This is a genomic window from Drancourtella massiliensis (assembly GCF_016900655.1).
GTDB classification, from domain to species: Bacteria; Bacillota; Clostridia; order Lachnospirales; family Lachnospiraceae; genus Sellimonas; species Sellimonas catena.
On the sequence record NZ_JACJKH010000003.1, the window covers coordinates 54,922 to 72,453 of the forward strand.

The 17,532-nt window shown below is 46.2% G+C and carries 18 protein-coding genes and 1 riboswitch; of the genes, 14 read left to right on the plus strand and 4 right to left on the minus strand.

The features are described 5' to 3' along the window. Nucleotides 1–2 precede the first annotated feature (2 nt). Genes H6A32_RS02265 through H6A32_RS02275 form a run of 3 tightly spaced genes read left to right on the plus strand, consistent with a single transcriptional unit; the run spans nucleotide 3 to nucleotide 3,110 of the window. Nucleotides 3–1,502 carry a MerR family transcriptional regulator gene (locus H6A32_RS02265; protein WP_204863652.1) on the plus strand — a complete coding sequence of 500 codons (1,500 nt, stop codon included), beginning with the start codon at nucleotides 3–5 and terminating at the stop codon, nucleotides 1,500–1,502. A gap of 56 nt (nucleotides 1,503–1,558) precedes the next feature. Continuing rightward, nucleotides 1,559–2,110, plus strand: coding sequence for a GNAT family N-acetyltransferase (locus H6A32_RS02270; protein WP_243424834.1), 552 nt, complete (start codon nucleotides 1,559–1,561; stop codon nucleotides 2,108–2,110). A 22-nt stretch (nucleotides 2,111–2,132) separates the two neighbouring features. After that, nucleotides 2,133–3,110 (plus strand): biotin--[acetyl-CoA-carboxylase] ligase, encoded by a 978-nt coding sequence (locus H6A32_RS02275; RefSeq protein WP_118637593.1) that lies wholly within the window; start codon nucleotides 2,133–2,135, stop codon nucleotides 3,108–3,110. 69 nt (nucleotides 3,111–3,179) lie between these two features. Here H6A32_RS02275 and H6A32_RS16990 read toward each other — a convergent pair whose 3' ends face one another. The 4 genes from H6A32_RS16990 to H6A32_RS02295 form a co-directional block, all read right to left on the minus strand. Further along, complete coding sequence (locus H6A32_RS16990; protein WP_430749566.1) at nucleotides 3,180–3,407, minus strand: aldo/keto reductase; 228 nt, start codon at nucleotides 3,405–3,407, stop codon at nucleotides 3,180–3,182. Then, complete coding sequence (locus H6A32_RS16995; protein WP_243424835.1) at nucleotides 3,386–3,652, minus strand: aldo/keto reductase; 267 nt, start codon at nucleotides 3,650–3,652, stop codon at nucleotides 3,386–3,388. Before H6A32_RS16995 ends, H6A32_RS16990 begins: the two co-directional genes overlap by 22 nt. A 266-nt stretch (nucleotides 3,653–3,918) precedes the next feature. Continuing rightward, the gene (locus H6A32_RS02290) at nucleotides 3,919–4,470 is read right to left on the minus strand and encodes a flavodoxin family protein (RefSeq protein ID WP_204863653.1); all 552 of its coding nucleotides are present in this window, start codon (nucleotides 4,468–4,470) and stop codon (nucleotides 3,919–3,921) included. Nucleotides 4,471–4,502: 32 nt separating this feature from the next. Then, nucleotides 4,503–5,048, minus strand: coding sequence for a flavodoxin family protein (locus H6A32_RS02295; RefSeq protein WP_204863654.1), 546 nt, complete (start codon nucleotides 5,046–5,048; stop codon nucleotides 4,503–4,505). A 170-nt stretch (nucleotides 5,049–5,218) separates the two neighbouring features. On the opposite strand from H6A32_RS02295, the gene H6A32_RS02300 reads away from it, so the two are divergent. From H6A32_RS02300 to H6A32_RS02355, 11 genes are all read left to right on the plus strand, one after another. Next, the gene (locus H6A32_RS02300; RefSeq protein ID WP_204863655.1) at nucleotides 5,219–5,551 is read left to right on the plus strand and encodes a winged helix-turn-helix transcriptional regulator; all 333 of its coding nucleotides are present in this window, start codon (nucleotides 5,219–5,221) and stop codon (nucleotides 5,549–5,551) included. Between the two features lie 71 nt (nucleotides 5,552–5,622). After that, a complete protein-coding gene (locus H6A32_RS02305) occupies nucleotides 5,623–6,189 on the plus strand; it encodes a GNAT family N-acetyltransferase (protein WP_204863656.1) in 567 nt (188 codons plus the stop codon). 148 nt (nucleotides 6,190–6,337) lie between these two features. Then, nucleotides 6,338–7,333 carry a DnaJ C-terminal domain-containing protein gene (locus H6A32_RS02310; protein ID WP_204863657.1) on the plus strand — a complete coding sequence of 332 codons (996 nt, stop codon included), beginning with the start codon at nucleotides 6,338–6,340 and terminating at the stop codon, nucleotides 7,331–7,333. 124 nt (nucleotides 7,334–7,457) lie between these two features. Further along, on the plus strand, nucleotides 7,458–9,053 hold the full coding sequence (locus H6A32_RS02315; protein WP_243424836.1) for an amidohydrolase: 1,596 nt from the start codon (nucleotides 7,458–7,460) through the stop codon (nucleotides 9,051–9,053). Nucleotides 9,054–9,201: 148 nt separating this feature from the next. Beyond that, nucleotides 9,202–10,359, plus strand: a complete 1,158-nt coding sequence (gene rlmD, locus H6A32_RS02320) for a 23S rRNA (uracil(1939)-C(5))-methyltransferase RlmD (RefSeq protein ID WP_118637603.1) — start codon at nucleotides 9,202–9,204, stop codon at nucleotides 10,357–10,359. 16 nt (nucleotides 10,360–10,375) lie between these two features. Then, entirely contained in the window at nucleotides 10,376–10,792 is a 417-nt protein-coding gene (locus H6A32_RS02325; protein ID WP_204863658.1) for a GNAT family N-acetyltransferase, read from the plus strand. A 102-nt stretch (nucleotides 10,793–10,894) separates the two neighbouring features. Continuing rightward, nucleotides 10,895–11,116: a DNA-binding protein gene (locus H6A32_RS02330; protein ID WP_138373811.1), complete on the plus strand. Its 222-nt coding sequence runs from the start codon at nucleotides 10,895–10,897 to the stop codon at nucleotides 11,114–11,116. A 140-nt stretch (nucleotides 11,117–11,256) separates the two neighbouring features. Then, the gene (locus tag H6A32_RS02335; RefSeq protein ID WP_171027983.1) at nucleotides 11,257–11,403 is read left to right on the plus strand and encodes a hypothetical protein; all 147 of its coding nucleotides are present in this window, start codon (nucleotides 11,257–11,259) and stop codon (nucleotides 11,401–11,403) included. A gap of 223 nt (nucleotides 11,404–11,626) precedes the next feature. Then, the gene (locus tag H6A32_RS02340) at nucleotides 11,627–15,160 is read left to right on the plus strand and encodes a CAP domain-containing protein (protein WP_204863659.1); all 3,534 of its coding nucleotides are present in this window, start codon (nucleotides 11,627–11,629) and stop codon (nucleotides 15,158–15,160) included. A gap of 144 nt (nucleotides 15,161–15,304) precedes the next feature. Further along, a complete protein-coding gene (locus tag H6A32_RS16795; protein WP_343215468.1) occupies nucleotides 15,305–16,282 on the plus strand; it encodes an HD domain-containing protein in 978 nt (325 codons plus the stop codon). 107 nt (nucleotides 16,283–16,389) lie between these two features. After that, on the plus strand, nucleotides 16,390–17,271 hold the full coding sequence (locus H6A32_RS02355; RefSeq protein WP_204863660.1) for a helix-turn-helix domain-containing protein: 882 nt from the start codon (nucleotides 16,390–16,392) through the stop codon (nucleotides 17,269–17,271). Nucleotides 17,272–17,324: 53 nt separating this feature from the next. Beyond that, a riboswitch (cyclic di-GMP riboswitch) is annotated at nucleotides 17,325–17,414 on the plus strand. Nucleotides 17,415–17,532 lie beyond the last annotated feature (118 nt).

The window sequence follows — 17,532 nt, forward strand, 5'->3', positions numbered from 1 at the left end:
CGATGACGATCAAAGAAGTGGAAGAACTGTCCAAAATGACCCGGGCGAATATCCGGTTCTATGAAAAAGAAGGACTCATCACGCCGCAGAGGGATCCGAATGGTTATCGAAATTATACAGAACATGATGTGGACACATTAAAACGGATCAGGCTGCTTCGGACGATTCACCTCAGCCTGGAAGAGATCCGGTCTTTAAGTGAGAAAGAAAGCGAGCTGACAGATGTTCTTCTTGTACATTTGAGGACACTGGAAAAAGAACAGAAAGATCTGGAACAGTCAAGAGTGATCTGTGAACAGCTGTGCAGGGATCAGGCAGCTTATGAAAGTTTTGACGCGGAGCATTATTTCAATCTGCTGGAAAAGGCTCCTTCAGAAATTCCGGCGGAGCTGGAAGCAGATTCACTTCCAAAAGTGAGAGCGCCTTGGAAACGATATTTTGCCAGACTGATCGATGAAACAATCTATCTGATTTTCTGGAATCTGATTCTGGCGCTTGGCTTTCATATGAATATCAGACAAACAGGATTGGCATTCGTGGTAATAGGAACCATAATGCAGTCCGTTTTGCTTCTTCTGGTAGAACCGGTTATGCTTTCAAGGTTTGGTACGACACCCGGGAAATTTCTGTTTGGCTTTCGGGTGTCCGCAGAAAGCGGTGCACGGCTTACATGGAGGGAGGCTTATGATAGAACAGGAATTGTACTGAAAAGAGGACTGGGATTCTATATCCCGGTTTACGGACTCATTCGAGAATACTCTTCTTACAGGGATTGTAAAAAAGGAGAGATTCTTGAGTGGGAAGAAGACAATATTCTCACGTTGGATGAACGGCATATGAGGTGGAAAGTGATAGCGGCAGTTCTGGTACTGAGTGTACTTGATGTCCTGAATTATTTTGTGTGGCAGGCAGGTGCACTGCCGCAGAACAGAGGAAATATCACGGCAGCACAGTATGCCGAGAATTTTAACCATTTGCAGGAATTTTATCAGATTGACCATCAGATGAATCATCCAGAGTTTTTACCTCCGTATAACGATTCCATGAAGCGTCTGAATCAGTACGGTGATTGGGAGCAAATGGACGGGAAATGGTATGTCGTTGATACCGGGGTGGATTATCCGGATCTTCCAAGGATTCAATTTACGGAAAAAGACGGTGTTTTGACAGAAATTTCATTATCTTCCGAGTATAAAGATGAGAAGATGGAAATCCCGGTGTATGGGGATCTGATGGCATTGGCATCTCTTTCCTATATTTGTGCACAGGACGACTACCACCTGTTGCTTTCTCCGCCTTCGCGCCTTTACAACCGGGTGAAAGAATATGGGGATCAATGCAGTGATTTTATGATTAATGAGGCGGGGGTTAAAGTGCAGGCATCGTTTGATTTCAGCGGATATGAAATTCGGCAGGCGCAGTATGGAAGCAGCGATGTACTTGTGCCGGTGTATGGAGAGGATGTATATTTTCATGTGGATTTCCGCATCTGGCAGGAGTAATGTACATTGTGTACCATTACTTCCTGTGGCAGTATTATGGAAAACAGGCTTTAAGTATGAGAAAGGAAACATGCATGATATTTATAGAAACAGATCGTCTGAAACTACGCAATGTCAAGGCGAAAGATGCAGCAATTATGCACGATTATCGCAATAATGAAATCTGCACCCGCTATCAGCGTGGACAAACAAAGGACTACGATGGGATTGCTGCCCTGGTGGAACGCCGTAAAGATGATATCCTGTCTGTTGACAGTCCGGCCATGATAGCAGTTGCATTCAAGGATACCGATGAGATGATAGGTGAAATCGTGGTTATGCCTGGTGATGGTGTGATTAGCCTTGGATATACTATTTCCTACAAATATCACCGAAAGGGATACGCATTTGAAGCATTATCAGCCCTGATCAATCTGCTGCATGAGCAATATCCAAAGTGGAAATTTGTCAGTCTTACTGAGCCGGAAAATGTACCTAGTATGGCCTTGCTGAAAAAGCTGGGATACAAGGATGCTGGATATGATACTGGCACAGAATCTCAAATATTTGAAAAATGGACAGGATCAGCGGCAACGGAAGGACCAGAGGGGATTCCACAGAATTTATAGCAGTTGGCGGAGGTGGATAAAATTGACGACAAAAGAAAGTATTCTTGCTCTGTTTGAAGAGCAGAGGGGAGTTTATTTTTCAGGCGAAGAGATTGCAGCCAGGCTTGCGGTTTCACGGGCGGCAGTATGGAAAGCGGTGAACGGCCTTCGAAAAGAAGGTTACGAAATTGACGCAGTCTCAAACAAGGGCTACCGTCTTGCGGCCGATACGGATATTTTATCTACACAGGGAATTGAAAAATATCAGGATCCTGTCTGCCGGACATTGAACTTATGCGTTCTGCCGGAGGCAGAATCTACCAATACGCTTCTCAGGGAAAAGGCAAATGCAGGAGCGCCGGAAGGGACTGTAATCCTTGCCAACACCCAGACAAAAGGACGGGGGAGGAGGGGCCGGAGTTTCTATTCTCCGGCAGACACCGGTCTCTATCTGAGTATCCTGTTAAGGCCGGATGGAATGACACCGGATCAGGCGGTGAAGATCACGACAATGGCTGCTGTCGCTGTATGCGAAGCGGTAGAGGAGATTTCCGGAAAAGAGACCTGGATCAAGTGGGTCAATGATATTTATCAGGAAGGACGGAAGATCAGCGGAATTCTTACAGAGGCTTCAGTCAGTATGGAAAATGGAAGTGTAGAATCGGTGATTCTGGGAATCGGAATCAATGTTTACCCGCCGGAGAGTGGATTCCCGGAAGATATCAGAGAAACTGCAGGATCCGTTTTTGACGGGAAGCAAAATGATGGAAAGAACCGGCTGGCCGCCGGAGTTCTGAATTATTTTTTTAAAGAATATGAGAGGATAGACCGTACTGATTATGTGGAAAAGTACCGTGCAAAAAGTCTCGTAGTGGGGAAAGAGATCACGATACTGTCCCCGTCCGGCGACAGAAACGCAACGGCGCTGGATGTGGACCAGGACTGCCATTTGATTGTGCAGTATGAAAATGGACAGACAGAACGGCTGTCCTCCGGGGAGATCAGTATCCGGCTTTCATAAACTGCTGCCGGAGCTGTGGGCATCAAATGAAAAGGCCGGGCAGGATGTGTCCGGCCTTCAGACGGTCAATCAGTACCATCCAAATAGTGAAGAGTTCCCGTTCAGCCTGCTGATAGCAGAGAGCTCGGACGGAGTCAGTGCAAAATCCAGTACAGCCAGATTTTCTGCCATTCGCTCCCGGTGAACGGACTTCGGAATCACGGCAATGCCATTCTGGATCAGATAACGAAGGGCAATCTGTCCGGATGTCTTGCCGTGCCTTGCGCCGATTTCCTTCAGAACAGGTTCCGCAAAAATGTTTTTCCGTCCCGCAAAGCTTCTTTGAAGGCTTCATACATTTCCGGAGCGCTTTTATAGGGCTCGTGGATCAAGAGAAGATCAATATAATCGGTCTGCAGCTCATTCAGAGACTGTTCAATCCCCGATTTTGCTTTTTGGCAGGTCGTATTGGGACGGTATATTTTGGTTGTGAGAAAGAGTTCTTCTCGGGGAATTCCACTTTCTTTGACTGCACATCCGACAATATACTCATTTTCATACATCTGGGCTGTATCGATCAGCCGTTAACCAAGATCCAGCGCAGTCAGGATGCTCTGTTTTCCCGCTTCCCCGCGGATATCCCAGGTGCCAAAGCCGATCATGGGCATCCGAACGTTATTATTTAAGGTCATATCATTCAAAATCGATCCCCCGTTTTCTGAATTGTTTTCTGCATTTATTATACAGAAAGCGGAGGAGTCTGTAAAATATCCAATACTTATATCATGATATGCAAAATGGGAATATCACCACGAATTTATATAAGCCTCTAGCGAATAGATTTCCCAAGCTCGTAAGCCTGCCCAAGTTCCGGTTTGCCGTCGATATCACCGATATCGCCATTTCCGCCGGCAAGGACGTGGCCGAGATTTTCCCATTTGAGATGTTTCAGCAGATGGTCATAGTAGAGAAGGACATCTTCAAATCCATTTCCTTCCGCGGCCATCAAAAGCGCGGATGCACGTCCGTGTCCTCTGAGAAGGTTGCCCTCCCCTTCTTCCAGGGCAAACAGACGGTCCACAGCGGTCCGAAGCTGGCCGCTCATGTTCCAGTAATACAATGGCGAAGCCAGTACGATCACATCACAGTCCCGGACAGCCGGATAGATCTGATTCATATCGTCCTGCTGAACACAAGGACAGTCCTTGCTGCTGTGCCCGCCAAAACATCCCCTGCATCCATGGATGTTCATGCCCCCAAGAAAGAATTCGGTGACCGTGTTGCCGGAGGCTTCGGCGCCTTCTGTAAATGATTTTACAAGAGCTGATGTGTTGCCCTTTTTGCGAGGGCTTCCGTTTAAGATTACAATTTTTTTACTCATTTCATTTTCTCCTTCATCATGATTGATATTGATCAGATCTTATCTGCCAGTGCAGCCGCCTGCTGACATCCATCTGTCTTTTCAATGTCTCCGGTATTTAAGACGCCAGGTGCAAGCACTTCCCCGACCATCTGCCATTTGAGCAGGGCAGCGGAACGTTCAATCGGAATCCGGACGCCGTCCAGGACTGAGAGATCATCCTCCTCACAGCAGGCAATCAGCGCGCACTCTTTTCCGGCAATATCTTTTCCGGCAACACAGAATGAATAAAGCTTGTCGATGACTCCCTTGATCTGTGCCGGAATGGAATACCAGTATACCGGCATGGTGAACACAACAGCGTCCGCTTCCAGAACAGCCGGAGCAATCTTATTGAAATCATCATCAAAGGAACATGCCTTTCCTGACTTGAAGCACGTCTCGCAGGCATGGCATCCGCCCACATTCATCATGGCTGCATCGAATCTCGTGACAGTGTGTCCTTTTGCTTCTGCAGCTTTGATAAACGCATCCGTCATGGCAAAACTGTTTCCGGTCTTCCGTGGGCTCCCTGTAATTATAACAATTTTTTTACTCATCTTTTTTCCTCCTGTTTTCATAAAATCTGGCTGGTTTAATTCGGAATAAGAATTGACTTTCCACATTCCTGATACTATAATCATAACAAGTGTTGATAAGAAAACAAGTACGCACATAAAAGTGCGATACTTACAGTACAGTAGGGTACTTACCCAAAGGAGAGTGTGAAATGGGAACACGATGTATTTCAAATGAATGTCTCAGTACGACAGGTTTCAGCTATACATTATCGTTGATTAACGGAAAATATAAGATGACCATCCTTTATACATTGATGGAATTCGGTGTGGTTCGGTTTAATGAAATGAAAAAATATATTGGAGGAATCTCCTATAAGACACTCAGCTCCACGCTGAAGGAACTGGAAGCGGATCAGCTTGTCCACAGGGAGGAGTACCCGCAGATCCCGCCGAAGGTGGAGTACAGCCTGACAGAGCGGGGCAAATCGTTGATCCCGATTTTGGATGGGATGTGTGAATGGGGAGACCAAAATCGGTTATAAGGAAACGGTCGGTCAGAGTCATTCTAAAGAAAATGCTCATCATGCTAAAATGAAGTGTGAGGAGGGGTAGGGTGAAATCTATTTATTTAAAAACGCCGGAAGTGGAGGAGCTTTATTATAGACAAAAATGGATGATGGATCCGGAAACGATGTCATATAATGCAGGATATGATATGGAAATGGAGGGCTATGATAAAGTGTCTGGAACAATCTGCAAAACAGATGAGCAGATGCAGGAGTGGTATAAAAAATGGACGAAGTCTCACAATAGATATATTGCATATATTTATGATGCAGAGATGAAAATACCGGTGGGCGAAGTATATTTTCAGCATGATGAAAATAGCAGGGAATACGAAATTGGAATTGTAATTGCTTCCCAATACAGGGGTAAAGGTTATGCATATCCAGCACTGTTAAGTCTGCAAAAAGTAGCTTTTGAAGAAAACGAGGCGGAGATACTGTCTGACTGGTTCCCGGAGGATCGTTTCGAAGCCGTAAAGTTGTTTCGGAAAGCGGGCTTTCTTCCAACAGATATCAGGAGAAAGGAACTCGTTTTCGGGCAGGAAAAAGAAGCGGTGAAATATTTACTGACGAAAGAGCAATATGAGCAGAGAAAGATGAAGCAGGAAATTTGATGCGAAAATCGCATCCTGCCTCTTGACTTTGAAAAACATAGTTGTTATATTATAAATAGAACAGACGACAAGATGCCCCGGATGAATCCGGGGTATTTTCAAAGAAGATAGATAAAAGGATTGTTTTCAAAGCGGAGAGGGTGAGATTATGGCAGCAAAGAGAGATTACTATGATGTACTTGGTGTCAGCAGAAATGCAGATGCATCAACAATTAAAAAAGCATACAGGAAACTTGCAAAGAAATATCATCCGGATACGAACCAGGGAGATGCCCGGGCAGAGCAGATGTTTAAAGAGGTAAATGAGGCTTATGATGTACTGGGAGATCCGAAGAAGAAGAAGATGTACGACCAGTTCGGCCATGCAGCATTTGATCAGAACGCGCAGGGAGCCGGGCAGGGCTTCAGTGGTTTTGGAGGTTTCGGCGGTCAGAACGGCGGCTACCGGGAGTTCCATTTCGAAGGCGGAAATATGGATGATCTTTTCGGAGATATCTTTGGAGGTATGTTCGGCGGAAGCGGCAGCAGAAGTAATAGCGGCTTCAGTGGCTTCCACAGCCAGGGATTTGGAGGCCGTTCCTATCAGAGCAGAGGACAGGATATCCATACAGAGATTTCGGTCAGCTTTGATGAAGCCGCATTTGGATGCGATAAGATGATCCGGCTTCAGAAAGAGGACGGTTCCATTCAGACGCTGCAGGTACACATTCCGGAAGGAATGGAGGACGGCAAGAGCATCCGGCTTCGCGGCAAGGGAGCGCCGGGAACGGGCGGCGGCCAGCCGGGAGATCTGTTTATGAAGGTTCATGTAGGAACACGTCCGGGATTTGAACGGAAGGGATCCGATATTTATACAACGGTTCAGGTGCCGTTTACCACAGCGGTTTTCGGCGGAGAAGTTATGGTGGAGACCCTGACAGGGCGTGTGCTCTGCAAAATCAGGAAGGGAACCCAGTCCGGTTCCAGGATCCGGCTGAAAGGAAAAGGTGTTGCTTCCATGAACCAGCCGTCCGTACACGGTGATCAGTATGTGACGGTACAGATCCAGGTTCCGACGTCCTTAAGTCCGGAGGCGGAGCAGAAGCTTCGGGAATATGAGGCGGCCTGTAAAGGCGGGAGGAGAAGAGGAAACTCCGCGGCATAAAGCCTGATGATAACCGGCAAATGAAAATCTGATTATGAATAAAAGGGGAAACCGCCTCCTTCCTTCTTGCAAGGGGAGCAGGGAAGGATTATACTGAATAAATCAGAGTAAGGAGGCGGCAGATTTGAAAGACTGTTTATTTGAAAACGGAATTATTTTTACATCGGACGACACAAACCTTTATGCAGATGCCATACTTGTCTCGAACGGAATGATCCAATGGATTGGAAAGAAGGAGAATATTCCGGACGGGGATTATGAGCATGTGGATCTGAAAGGGGCTTGTGTCGTTCCTGGTTTTGTGGACGCGCATATGCATCCGGTGATGCTGGCAGATTTCAGCAAGAAGATTTCCGCCCTTCCGCCGGAAGTCCATTCGATTGAGGAATTAAAGGAGAAGATCCGTCAGGTGCGGGAGACGCAGCAGCCGGGTGAATGGATTGAAGGATGGGGGTACGATGAAGGCAAGTTTGAGGAGAAACGTTCGTTGAACCGTTATGATCTGGATCAGGGATGCAGCGATTCTCCGGTTTCCATCACAAGAACATGCGGACATATCCGCTGCGTGAACAGCAAAGCTCTGGAGATTGCCGGCATTACAAGGGATACGCCGGATCCGGAGGGCGGCGAGATCGAGAGGGATGCATCCGGCGAGCCGACCGGTGTTTTAAAAGAAAATGCAAGAAATCTGGTGCTTCCGTTCATACCGAAAGAGAGCCACGATGATAAGGTGCAGAATCTGGTGGATCTTGGAAATCTCCTGAAATCTCAGGGAATTGTGGCGGTCTGTGATATGGGAAATCTGGATAATGGCGACAATTTTCCGCTGTATCAGGAAGCAGCCAGGCGAGGATACTGCCAGGAGACGGCAATTTACTATATGTGGGATTATTTTGCGGACGATCCGGATTTTATCATTCCGGAAACACATCGGGATAAAAGCAGCCAGATTTTTGCGGCGGGACTTAAGCTGATTGGAGATGGAAGCGTCTCAGGAAGAACGGCCTGGATGGATAAGCCGTATCTTGGGACAACGGATGAATATGGAATTTCTACCTGTTCGGATTCATTGATGGAATCGGCCGTTGCTTTCTGTAAGAAGCATCATTGCCAGCTTTCCATGCATGCGATGGGAGGAAGCGCCATCAGCCGTGTTGTAGACCGGGCATACCGGGAAGAGAACTGGATGGAAGACGACACTCCGTATGTACGGGTGGAGCACATCACAGACCCGGCGGCAGACAGTATCCGAAAGGCGGCGGAAAAAGGAATGTTCTTTGTGACACAGCCGATTTTTATGTACGCGGAGATCGAAAGCTATCTCACCAATCTGGGAGAAGCGTGGATGAAAACGTGTTATCCGGTCCGGACCATGCTGGATCAGGGAGTGCGGCTCTGTTTTTCCACGGATGCTCCGGCCACATCCTGGGCAGTACCGTCCGACCCGTTCCCGTGCCTGAAAGCAGCGGTGACACGGCGGGCCTATGACGATACCGACTGCGGGCAGGACCAGAGGGTGGATATCGAGACGGCAGTGAAACTGTATACAAGAGAATCCGCAAAGGCAGCAGGATTCCAGAAAATCGGGCAGTTAAAAGAAGGATATAAGGCTCACTTTGCGGTGTTAGACCGGAATCTGTTTGCAGTTCCGACGGAGGAGATTGACCAGGTCAAAGTGGAGACCCTCTATATAAATGGCAAGCGCGAATATCAACGGTAAATGATTAAAAAAGAAAAAGCTGAGGCGGCGGATTGTTTTGCAGAAAATTTCTGCAGATAGATCAACCAGCCTCAGCTTTTTGCTGTTTTACAGGCGGTTTTATGATAGAATGGGAAACAGAAATAGATAAAATGATGAGAGGTAAGACATGGAAAGACAGGAATACACATGCAGTCTGCAGCAGAAAGGGTGCGGAGGCTGCCCGCTTCTTTCGCTGCCCTATGAGGAGCAGCTGCGGAAAAAACAGAAAGCGATGAAAAAGCTGATGGGGAATTTCGGCAAGGTGCGCCCGGTGATCGGGATGGAGAATCCATGGCATTATCGGAATAAAGCGATTTCTACCTTCGCGGAGGGGCCGGGGCGACAGTTGATCAGCGGAATTTATGCCCGCGGAAGCCACTATGTGATTCCGGTCAAGACATGCCTTCTGCATCATCCGGCACTGGATGGGGCCGTGCGCGCAGTACGGAAAGCGGCAAGACTCTGTAAATACAAGCCGTACGATGAGGACAGAAAGACCGGACTGATCCGCCATGTACTCGTCCGCCACAGCCTTCTGACAGATGAAGTGCTGGTGGTACTTATTACAGCTTCCCCGATTCTTCCGGGTGCAAAGGCCTTTGTCAAAAAGGTACGGGAACTCTGCCCGAACGTCACGACCATTGTCCAGAATATCAATGCAAGATCCACCAGTGCAGTTCTTGGATTTTCCGAGAAGATTCTGTATGGAAAAGGGTATATTGTCGATGAATTGTGCGGAATCCGTTTCCGGATTGCTGCATCCAGCTTTTACCAGATCAATCCGGTTCAGACGGAAATCCTGTACCGGACAGCTATAGAGGCGGCCGGGCTTGACGGTACCCGGACTGTTCTGGACGCCTACTGCGGAGTCGGGACCATCGGACTTGCGGCGGCTCCTCACGCAAAGCATGTCCTGGGAGTCGAGAAAAACGGAAGTGCCGTCAGATGCGCTATTCAGAATGCAAAAGACAACGGAATTCAGAATGCCCGTTTTCTGAACGAAGATGCAACCAAGGCTATTCAGAAGATGGCGGCAAGAGGTGAAAAGGTAGATGTCGTATTTATGGATCCGCCGCGGGCGGGCAGCACACCGGAATTTCTGGATGCTGTCAGCCGTATGAGCCCGGAAAAGCTCGTCTACATTTCCTGCAATCCGGAAACCCAGAAGCGGGATTTGGAGATCCTGAAGAAAAAAGGATGGGGAGTCCGGATGATTCAGCCGGTGGATTTATTTCCACATACGGAGCATATAGAAAACATTGTGGTTTTGGGACGGAAACAGTAATAAACAGGAGAAAGCTATGATAGAAATTAAAGAGTATTCAATCTATGACGAAGAGGAAATTCTGGCATTATATTCCAGTGTTGGATGGACTGCATATACGGATCGGCCGGATACATTAAAAAATGGGTTTGAAAACTCATTGTTATGTCTGGCAGCATATGAAGGCGGTCAGATAGTAGGAATTGTGCGTGTAGTCGGTGATGGCTATACAATTATCTTTATACAGGATATTTTAGTAAATCCAGAATACCAGAGAAAAGGAATCGGGACACTGCTGGTGCAAAGTGTCCTGGAACGTTTTGATAAAGTCCGGCAGATTGAATTAACGACGGATGAAATGCCATCTACACTTGCGTTTTATGAATCACTGGGATTCAGAAAAATGTCGGAAATCGGATGCTGCGGGCTTATAAAGGTTCAAAGAGAAACTTAAAAGAAATTGATATTGTTGCAGTTTTTTGCTGCATGGATCCTTATACGGAGCATATTGGCCTGAAGGGTAGTAGCTTATATATTGCTCAGATAAAGTAGAAATGTGGCATTATTGAGAGAGGGAAACAGTAGAGCTGCAGATGATTCTGATATGATTGGAGAGAAAGATATATTATTAAAGAAGCAGGCAATCGAGAAGGCAACAAAAGAGTATAGGAAATACCAGGTACAGAATCTGTCGCCAGTTGAAGAGGAATATTTGGCAAGTATTAAAAATATTCAAAGCATAGTAAAGAAAAAAGAAATCATTGATAAAACTGAGTAGATAGTTACAAGGATATGGTTTATAATAATTCGAGGCATTAACGGGACAGAATTGGTGGAACTGGTATTAAAATATTATAAAGATTTGAATGAAAAGCATCGATTTCCCAAACCTGCACATACTATCTCCGAGGTGGTTGTATGAGTAAAAAGCAGAAAGAACAACAGGAAAGACAGAAAAATCTGAATCAGTTCAACAGTATCACGCAGAAGGTGAAGCCGGAAAATCAGAATCAGGGACATAATGTCCGGGATGAGGCGGTGGAACCGAAGAAGAGACAGATGTAGGCATCCGAAAGGGTGCCTTTTTCAGTAAGTTAAGGGCATGTAAAATAATGAAAAGATGAGATGCAACGCTGGAAAAACGAAAGCGGCAGGTGTAAAATACATATATGGGATTTTAAGGGGAGAAATGAATATAGCAGGGAAGGAGGAATTATTCATTACCAAAAGAGGTTGAGAATACAGTTTTATTGCGGTAAATAATGTAAATATTACGGAGGAATGAGAAATGGGAAAAAAATCTGTGAAATTGACAACAGCGGTGACGGCCGCAGTACTTCTTTCTTCATCTGTGATGGCACAGGATGTAGCTACAGCAGCAGATGCAGGACAGATTGACGGACAGGAGGATAAGCAGGTAAAAGGGACTGCAGAAAAGAAAAAGGCAGCTCCGGTCAGTCTGGATGAAGCAAAAGAAAATCTGAATATGGCTAAAGAACAGGAAGAAAAAACTGCTTCTGAAGAAAAGCAGGCATCGGAAGCCTACGAAGCAGCGAAGAAAGAAGAAAGTGAAGCGGCACAGGCAGCGGCAGAAGCGGTTGCCAAGGCAGAGGAAGCGAAAAAGGAAGCAGAGCAGGCATTTCAGGAAGCAGTAGCAGAAGCAGAGAAGGCAGAGGTCGAAGCTCAGGATACTTTTGACCAGAAGCAGGTAGAACAGATGCAGGCCGCAGTCAATACGCAGGAAAAGAGCCAGGCGTATACAGATAGTCAGGAGCTTAGTAAAGAAGCGCAGGAGTATCTGGAAGAGGTACAGGAAAAAGTTACTGTAACGGAAGAAGAGGTCCAGCAAAAGCAGGAGGCTCTGGAAGCATCACAGGCAGATTTAACGGAAAAAGAGGGAGCCGTACAGGAAGCACAGGAAAACCTGGAGCAGATTAATGGACAGATCAGCAGTTCAGAAGCTGCGATTGAGACAGCGAAAGCTAACATTGTAAAGGCTCAGGAAGCAAAAGCCCAGGCAGAGCAGGATATTGTAGAAGCCCAGGCAGCTCTGGAACAGGCAACAGCAGTTTATGAGCAGGCAGAAGCAGAAGCCGCAGAAGGTTCTCCAGAATACAAGGTTGCATTGGAAAAGGTGGAACAGGCGAAGGATGCGTTAAGTGAAGCACAGGCTGTGCAGGCAGAAAAGCAGGCAGCTTTGGATACGGCAAATGCGGTTCTGGCACAGGCACAAAGTGCCGCAGAGAGTGCGCAGACAGATGTGGATCAGGCACAGAAAGAGATTGAGATCGCACAGGCAGAAGGCGCTGTAGCAGCAGCACAGGAAAGCCTTGCGGCAGCAGTACAGACAGAGCAGCAGGCACAGTCTGTATTAAATTCAGCACAGAGTGAACTGAATGCGGCACAGACTGTAAAAGATCAGAAAGATGCTGTACTGAATCAGAAAACACAGGAGAAAGCAAACGCAGAAGCAGCTCTTGAGAAGGCAAAACAGGAAAAAGCAGCGGCAGAACAGGCGGAAGCGGCCAGCAAAGAAGCGCTTCAGGAAGCGCAAGAAGCTAAGACAGCTGCGGAAAGTTCAGTTGCGTCTGCACAAACAGCCAAAAACAGCGCAGATTCCCAGGCGGAAGCAGCAAGAAAACAGGTGGAAGAAAAACAGGCCGCAGTTGACGCAGCCCAGAAAGCTTATGATGAGGCAAAAAAAGCAAGTGACAATGCAGAAGCCCAGATTTCGAAAGGATCGTTTGGATTCTTTGAGGAAATGGGGGCAACAGAAGCGTTGGATGCATTGAATAATGCCTATTATAAAGATGGTACAGAACAGGGAAATGTAAGAGATGCCACATCTTTAGAGAACATGAAAACGGCATTGGAGTGGATTAAAGAATGTAATGAACTCAGAAAATCGCATGGTCTTTCTGAACTTATGGTAAGTGACAGATTGATGGCTATTTCTCAATCTAATACAAATGCGTCGGCATATATTCTTGATCATACACGTCAGTTTGGAGTTGGTGAAAACCTTGCATGGGGCTATGGAAATCCATTTGATGGATGGTATACAGAAGAAAAAAAGCTGTATGATTCTGGAGTCACTGATTTTTCGGAGGTTGGACATTATTTGAATATTATTGATTCGGAGTATGTTGCTACAGGATTTGCAGTAAATCAGTATAGTGGTTTTGGCGTGACGCATGGACAGGTATTTGCTTTATCAGGTAGTTCCAATATTGGTAACGCCATGACCCTCGAAGACTATACCAACCGTTTCATGAAATACTATGACGGTCTGATGAATGCTCCGCAGATTGCTGAGGAGGCAGCAAAGAAGCTGGAAGAGGCGAAGAATGCACTTGCATCTGCGCAGACTACATATGAGGCTGCACAGAAAAAGGCGGCCGAGGCAGCTACAGTCCTTCGGCAGAAACAACAGGCAAATACTCAGGCAGCCCGGAAAGTAACATCAGCTCAAAATGAAGTTAAGGCTGCAGAACAGACAACAGCTCAGAAAGTTGCAGCTGTGACATCAGCATCAGCAAAAGTAACATCAGTATCACAGGCGGTGCAGAGCGCAAAGGCAGAAGTAAACGCAGCACAGCGGACACTTTCTGACAAGCAGCAGGCATACCAGACTGCAAAAGCCTCTCAGGAGCAGGCAGCGCAGAAGAAAGAAGAGCAGGAGACAAATCTTAAGCAGAAACGTCAGGCATACAGAGCACTTGCAGGCAAAGAAATTGGTGAGACAAATGCTGAGACAGCAGCAGCGCACTTACAGACAGCGCAACGGAATTATCAGACAGTATCAGCGGTCCTTAGGACAGCTAATGAAAAACTGAGTACGGCAAAGACAGAAGCTGAATCAAAAGAGACAGATCTGAAGTCTGCGCAGAGTGTGACAGCAGCGAAAGAGGCGGATCTTACACAGGCAGAAAAGGCGAGAGACGAAATAGAAGCTGTTGTGGCCGCAGATCTTGCTGAAAAAAGACAGGCAGTAGAAGATTGTAAAGTAGATCTGCAAACAGCACAGCAGGATAAGACAGACGCTGAGACAGATATTCAGACGAATACCGAAGCGCAGAAAGATGCTGAATCACAGCTGACATCATTAAGAGAAAACAAACCTGAAGCAGAAGCAGCTGTTGCTGTGGCAGAAGAAGCACGCAAAGAGAGCGAAGGAAAAGTTGAGGAAGCTCAGAAAATATATCAGGATGCAGTAGATGCAATTACACCGCTCCGTGAGGCGAAAGCGGCATACAACACAGCTCTTTCTGAAGAGGCAAAAGCGAAAGAAAACTATGAAAAAGCTGTGGAAGACGAGGCAAAAGCAGTACAGGCTGTTGCTGATGCGAAAGCGGCTCTGGAACAGGCAGAAGCAAAGAAAGCGGAAGCAGATAAACTGTCTTTGACAGAAGCGATGAAAACACCAATCGAGGGTGCAAACTTCTCCTATCTGAATGCCTATGTAGATGAGATTAAACTGGCCGAAAAACAGGTTGAGGAGATCGAAGCAGTATATGAAGAAAAGAAAGTGGTACTTGCGGAAGCGAAAAAGACATACGATCAGGCCAAACTTGCATATGCAGAGGCGGTTGTTGATCTTGCTGACGCACAGGAAAGCTATGATCAGTTTATGAAGACTTCTACGGAGCAGAACGGTGAAAACGTACAGCAAACAGAAAAAGTTCAAAAAGAAGAAAAAACAGATACAGAAGAAAGAATAACTGTAAAAACCGGCGATTCGGCAGAACCGGCTTTGTATGCGACAGCAGGAATGGGAGCGTTGGCAGCAGCACTTGCAGCGTGGAAGAAAAAACACAGTTAATTAATAATGCACCGGACAGGCAGTAATTTAAACTAAATAAAAAAGGCCATTTACAGACGGAGATCATTGATCCGGTAAATGGCCTTTTGGTGTATAATGGATTGAGAAATTGTAGAAAAGCAGAAACTGAAACGGAGACTTATTATGCGAAGAGAACTTGGAATTGCAAGATGCGGGCTTGCCTGCTGTATTTGCTCAGAAAATCAGAATTGTGCCGGATGTAATGCGGATACCTGTCCGGACAAGGACTGGTGTGAGAATCGAAAATGCACAATGGAAAAGGGAATCGGCCATTGCTATGAATGCAAAATTGACTGCCGGAAAGGAATTTTGACGAAGATCAAGCCCTATGCGTTCACGCTGTTTGCCAGACGTTATGGCGAGAATGCGCTGCTGGACTGTCTGGAGCGGAATGAACAAAATGGGATTATCTATCACCGGGAAGGCATCAACGGTGATTATGATGAGTTTGACGATGTGGAGGAACTGATCCATTTTATACAGACAGGAAGACGATCGAGAGAGGAAGACGGAATTCCATCCACGGATGAGGCGCGATCCCTGCTGGAAGAGGGCGGCAGGATGAACCCGGGACCATGGATCCGACACAGCGAATATGTGGCAGAGGCCGCAGGAAAAATTGCGGCCGAGTGCGAAGGGCTGGATGAGGAAACGGCCTATATTTGCGGTCTGCTTCATGACATTGGACGGCGGTTCGGGGTCAGTTATCTGGCGCATGTCTATGACGGATATACGTTTTTGATGGAGTGTGGCTATGAGAAAGCCGCAAGGACGGCGCTTTCCCATTCGTTCAACCGGAAAAAGATGGAAGATTATATTGGAAAGTTCGACATATCAGAAGAAAAGCAGGAAGAGCTGAAAAGCCTGCTGGATGCAATGGAATACGATGAATACGACTATCTGATTCAGCTTTGCGATTCCATTGCTGTGGCCGACGGGATTGTATCTCTGGAAGAGCGGATGAATGATGTGAAAAGCCGTTACGGTTATTATCCGCAGGATAAATGGGACAGAAATATGGCGCTGAAGGAATATTTTGAGAAAAAGATGGGAAAAGATCTGTACACGGTTGTGCCGATGAAAAGCACACCGGAACATTGAGAAAAAGATTGATGGTTGCGGATTGACAATGCCTGTCAACCAAAGATATGATTTAGCTACATGAACGGTGCACTGATTCATTTAAGAAATCTTTGGAGGGATTCAGAATGAATGGATTAAAATATATCAGGGTTCGGTGCAATCTGTCACTAAATGATCTGGCAGAGTGTATTGGCGTTACAAGACAGGCATTAAGCGCGTGGGAGAACGGGAAAAAAGAAATACCGGAACAAAGGAAAGAGCAGCTTTCAGAGTTTTTCGGGATTGACCAAAGATATTTTGGAGAAATATCAGAAGAAGAAAAGATCACTTTGCTTGAAAAGGCGATGTTCCGCTATGACCATAATGGCAGGGAGAGTTATCGGTATAAACCGCAGGATAAGGACGGGAAAAATCAGCATATATATTTTCTGCCGGATACCCGGATCAGCATGGATGAAAAATATGTACTGGCGCAGAAAAGGAAACAGGAAATTCTGGAAAAGGCAGACGATATAATCAAATGGACCGATCATGCGGGGAGTATAGCATCACAAATTGCATGCATCAACCGTGGATGCAGCATTTATGGAATGACCAATGATCTGATGGAAATGATGCGGAATATGGAAAAAATGATTTTGAAAATGCCGTTTTATTATGAGTTGATGAGTGTGTGGAAGGCAATGCTTCTGGCATACGGGCATATGGAACAAGAAGAGATTTCCGGCAGCGCACCATCAGAAGCCCATTGGGGTGAAGACCCGGAATGGATTATCCAGATGGCCGAAGTGATCCGGAAACACTGGGATGCGGAGCGGAGTTATCATGAAAACTGTGAAGAAGAGAGGAGAAAACAACAAAGAAAAGAGAAGGAAAACAAGGAACAGTTGAAAGGGAAGGATCAGATTACGAGGGCAGAAGAGCAGAACAGACAATTCAGAGAGAAGTGCTCAGAGAGCGGGAAAGAAGCCGTCCTGGTGAGTAGTGCTTCTGACCATCACGATTAATATCACTTGACAAAAGGGATAGAGTGTGATTTGATAGTAACAGAAAACAAAAGAATAATTATGGGCAAAACCTTCGAAAGATGGCGACGCAAAACTATAGGGTCTAATCCATAGTAATATGAGAATGACAGCCAGTTGCAGTATTATCAAATGTACCGGATTTCCCCCGATATGTATTGTGCAACGGATAAAGCAGATGTTTTATCCGTTTTTTGTTACCTTTTATTCCGGGTTTTCAAAAGCATTCTTTTGCAGGATGCT